Origin of the sequence: Eubacterium sp. CAG:161 (genome assembly GCF_000432355.1) — a bacterium.
Lineage (GTDB): Bacteria > Bacillota > Clostridia > Lachnospirales > Lachnospiraceae > Eubacterium_G > Eubacterium_G segne.
Genome location: NZ_HF991874.1, coordinates 15,370 through 19,148, shown reverse-complemented (window position 1 = coordinate 19,148; position 3,779 = coordinate 15,370). Strand labels below are relative to the sequence as shown.

At 33.9% G+C, this 3,779-nt stretch carries 6 protein-coding genes; 2 read left to right on the top strand and 4 right to left on the bottom strand.

The annotated features are described in order from the left end of the window. A partial coding sequence (locus Q5O30_RS10205; RefSeq protein ID WP_302674691.1) for a threonine/serine exporter family protein occupies nucleotides 1-271 on the top strand: 271 nt, incomplete at its 5' end. Nucleotides 272-279: 8 nt separating this feature from the next. On the opposite strand, the gene Q5O30_RS10200 is transcribed toward Q5O30_RS10205, so the two are convergent. Both Q5O30_RS10200 and Q5O30_RS10195 read right to left on the bottom strand, forming a co-directional pair. Beyond that, entirely contained in the window at nucleotides 280-945 is a 666-nt protein-coding gene (locus Q5O30_RS10200; RefSeq protein WP_021953647.1) for a YoaK family protein, read from the bottom strand. A 9-nt stretch (nucleotides 946-954) separates the two neighbouring features. Then, the gene (locus tag Q5O30_RS10195; protein WP_021953646.1) at nucleotides 955-1,761 is read right to left on the bottom strand and encodes a DUF4866 domain-containing protein; all 807 of its coding nucleotides are present in this window, start codon (nucleotides 1,759-1,761) and stop codon (nucleotides 955-957) included. Between the two features lie 182 nt (nucleotides 1,762-1,943). On the opposite strand from Q5O30_RS10195, the gene Q5O30_RS10190 reads away from it, so the two are divergent. Continuing rightward, nucleotides 1,944-2,423 carry a DUF1653 domain-containing protein gene (locus tag Q5O30_RS10190; RefSeq protein WP_021953645.1) on the top strand — a complete coding sequence of 160 codons (480 nt, stop codon included), beginning with the start codon at nucleotides 1,944-1,946 and terminating at the stop codon, nucleotides 2,421-2,423. Here the strand turns inward: Q5O30_RS10190 and Q5O30_RS10185 are convergent, their stop codons facing one another. Together Q5O30_RS10185 and Q5O30_RS10180 are read right to left on the bottom strand one after the other, a co-directional pair. Then, nucleotides 2,424-3,008 (bottom strand): GNAT family N-acetyltransferase, encoded by a 585-nt coding sequence (locus Q5O30_RS10185; protein WP_021953644.1) that lies wholly within the window; start codon nucleotides 3,006-3,008, stop codon nucleotides 2,424-2,426. It abuts the gene before it with no gap. A gap of 13 nt (nucleotides 3,009-3,021) precedes the next feature. Continuing rightward, nucleotides 3,022-3,579, bottom strand: a complete 558-nt coding sequence (locus tag Q5O30_RS10180) for a hypothetical protein (protein WP_021953643.1) — start codon at nucleotides 3,577-3,579, stop codon at nucleotides 3,022-3,024. Nucleotides 3,580-3,779 lie beyond the last annotated feature (200 nt).

Genomic DNA, 3,779 nt, shown 5'->3' with positions numbered 1-3,779 from the left:
CGCCGCATTTATCGGTGCATTGACCGCCGGAGTACTTGCGTCTCTCTTAAAAAATAGTTTGGGATATCCCCGCATAGCAATCACTGTTCCTTCCATAGTAATTATGGTACCGGGACTTTACCTTTACCGTGCAGTATACAATTTAGGTGCTATGTCCCTTACAACCTCAGCCTCCTGGTTTGCATCAGCAATGCTTATTATTCTGGCACTTCCTCTTGGACTGATTTTTGCAAGAATTATCACAGACAAATCCTTTAGATACTGCACCTGATATTTTGACTATAGTTTTTCTCTTTCAAAGTCAATAAACATTAAAAAGAATACAAAGAATAACAGTGCGGAACAACATAAAATTGCTTTTTCCTGCAATATGTGAATAAATAAATTTCCAATTATCGCACCTATTACAAAGCATGCAATTATACCATAATAAAGCAATGAGCTTTTAAAATATTCAATGTCTTTATTATGGAAGTAATTGCATAAATTCTGCGTACCACTTCTCAAATTTCCAATACACATAGTTGTTGCTATACCATTTCCACGTATCTTTCTAAAGCTTTCTACCTGTATACCACAGGCAAAGGATGTCAGGGAATTTGCCAACAGGTTTAAAGATAATGGGAAAAAGCTGACTCCCACAAGCATCACTGCTTCAATAAGAACTGCTGCCTGCCTCCAATGCAAAATTTCCAATTCCTTAGTATGTACTATTTCTGCTAACGCAATTCCCAGTGCAAATGCCAGTACCGGCAGAAAATAATGTATTGCCATTTTAAAATTTCCCTCCGACAAATTTACTCCAAATAATAAAATATTACCTGTCTGGGCATTTGCAAAAACGTGTCCACGCTCAATATATGAATATGCATCCATAAATCCTCCTGAAATTGCCAAAAGCATTCCAAGTCTTATGGATTCAGACATCTGCTTTGTTTGTTTCATTCTATCCTCCTACAATTCAAGGCTGTCCTCGCCGGCTTCTTCCATCATTTTTTCTCTGCATGATAAAACTATTCCGTCAATTTCCTCTAAATGATGTAACATTCTTTTCTCAAACTGATGTATCGGAAGTAAAATTCCTATTTCATCAAACTTCTTTTGATTTTTCTTCCCTGTTTCCTGTCCATAATAAACCATTGCAGAAGGAGCTACACTTTGAATCATTCTAAAAGTATCCCATATAATTGCATATGCCTGTGCCTCCGTCATTCCCAATTTTACCGTATCCGGAAGCGCATACAATATCATTACTCCACGACGTCTGTTTTCTAATTTTTCTTCAATTTCCATATCCTTAGTGTAATATCTTGCTATGTCAAACCCGTCTGCTAAATACAATTTAGACCTTGGTGCACATACATGATTTTCAAATATTTCCTTAAATTTAGTATATTCGTGATGTGACACAGGTTCTTTAATATCCTTTAACAATTTTCCCTCCACATCAGAAAGAAGTATTGGATTTCTCCCATTTTTTCCATAAAATCTTTTTGGAATAAGATATGCCTCTCTTAACAAATCAAACATACTTTTTTGGCATACCTCTAAAAGCAAAGCACTTATATCCTGAGTTTCATATGCTGAAAATAGTATTTTTGCAAAGCGTTCCGAATTTGAATCCACCACTAAATGATCATCATTTAGGTGCTCATAAAAAGTCTCACTTAACCGTTCACAGGCAACAGGTGATTGAATAATTTTTGAAAAAATAGCTTCCACTGCCTCTTCTCTTGGTATTTTTGAAATTTTCGTAGACATATAAATTCCTCCTTAAATATCATTTTCAAACAAATTATAAAACTGTAAAGCTGACGCGTCAATGTTTATCCTTGCATTATTTTAATCCCAAAACATAAATTTATTTTTTACATTTTTAAGGGGATATAATATAATGATGTAAGTATTTTAACGTTAAATAATTGTTTAGGAGATTTGTTAATATGAGCAAAATTAAAATTATAAAGAAAAACAACGATTATTCCATGGAATATGAAGTTGGCGATATTTTTGAAGTTGAAGGTACCTGGTATGGAGGAGTACACATTTCCGGTAAATCCGGAGCACCTGTTTCCCTGGATAAGGAGGAATATGAGGAATTGCCGGATACAGAAAAAAAACCGGATATTGATACTGATGTATACAATAATCCGGATAATTTATCTACCCATAACATAAAAGTTGGGGATATAGTAAGGCATTTCAAGCGTGAGCTTGTTTCTTCTAATACCTCTGAATATTTATATAAAGTTCTGGCCTTTGCCACCCACACGGAAAATGGTGAAAGGTTAGTTATTTATCAGGGATTATATGCACCTTTCAAGGTTTGCGCCCGCCCCTTTGATATGTTTATGAGTGAAGTAGACCACAATAAATACCCTGATATTAAGCAGAAATACAGATTCGAGAAAATTGAAGTATGATTAATTTATTCCATACATTTCTTTAAAAATATTTCTTATTTCATCAAACTTCAGCACTTTATCGGGATGGTCTTTATGAGGTGCAATTATTTTTTCCATCCATACCATATTGTACCATCTTCCGAATTTATAACCACAATTATAAAATTCTCCTACCATCCTGTAACCTAAGTGCTGATGATACTCTACACTGTTTTTTGTAAGATATTCATCCTCCTCTTTAGGATATGCTATACAGGCATACAAATTGGTAATTTTCTGCAGTTCAAGGGCCTGTTCTAAGGCCTTATACAGCTTTTTTCCCATTCCCTTATGTTTAAGATTTTTATCCATATAAATAGTAGTTTCCACAGCCCTGTCATATGCCGCTCTTGACTTAAATTCCCCGGCATATGTATAACCTAAAATTTTTCCTTCTTCCTCTAAAACTAAATAAGGATATTTTTTTAATGTATTTGAAATCCTATCACTAAACTCTTCAACTGATGGGACATCATATTCAAAGGTTATAGCTGTATTTTCAACATAATAAGAATAAATTTTAAGTAGCTCTTCTGCGTCTTCTCTTTTTGCAACCCTAATCATAAATTCACCTTCTTTAGTTGTTTAAAGCTTCTGCTTTGTGCTTTTTTGTATTTATATATGCAATTACGGATATTATTGTGTCTGCGCAGAAAACAAAGGAGAAAACAGACATTACAAGCTGTATTCCATCGGTAATCATTCCTTCATTTTTCATGCAGCTAAAACATGCAATGGCAAATAGTCCTGTTAAAATTATGCTAAAAGCATCGAAAAGAAACAGTGCTATGGAAAATGCAAATGTAAAAATAGTTAGCAAACATAATAATCCCATAATAAAAATTCCAATATATGCCGGAATCTGGACTAGTTTTACAATCATGTGGGTTCGTGCCATAACTGAAGCCTCATATTTTAATTTTCCCACTACCACCAATGTCAGGAAAACAATATTCATGGCAAGCCACACCGCGCCGAATATAATAAAAGCCAATATCATTATGTACACATCATCGAAAAACAGATTTTTCATAAGGTACATTCCTGTAGGTGTATTACTTCCAAATATCATGGCAAGCATTCCCAAAATTAAATATACATATAAAACATTCCCAATTGCTACTATCCTTCTCATACCGTTACCTCCTGATAAAAATTAAATTTTCTATGCCCCTAAGGGATGTTATTTCTTATCCATATCTACACATCCCTACATTTATTTACTGTTTAGTATAACAATTGTATTCATTTTTTTCAATTTAACTCCGCAACATATGTTATAATCTGTTATAATTGTGACATATTATGAATAAGGTAGGTGATAATTATGGCAGG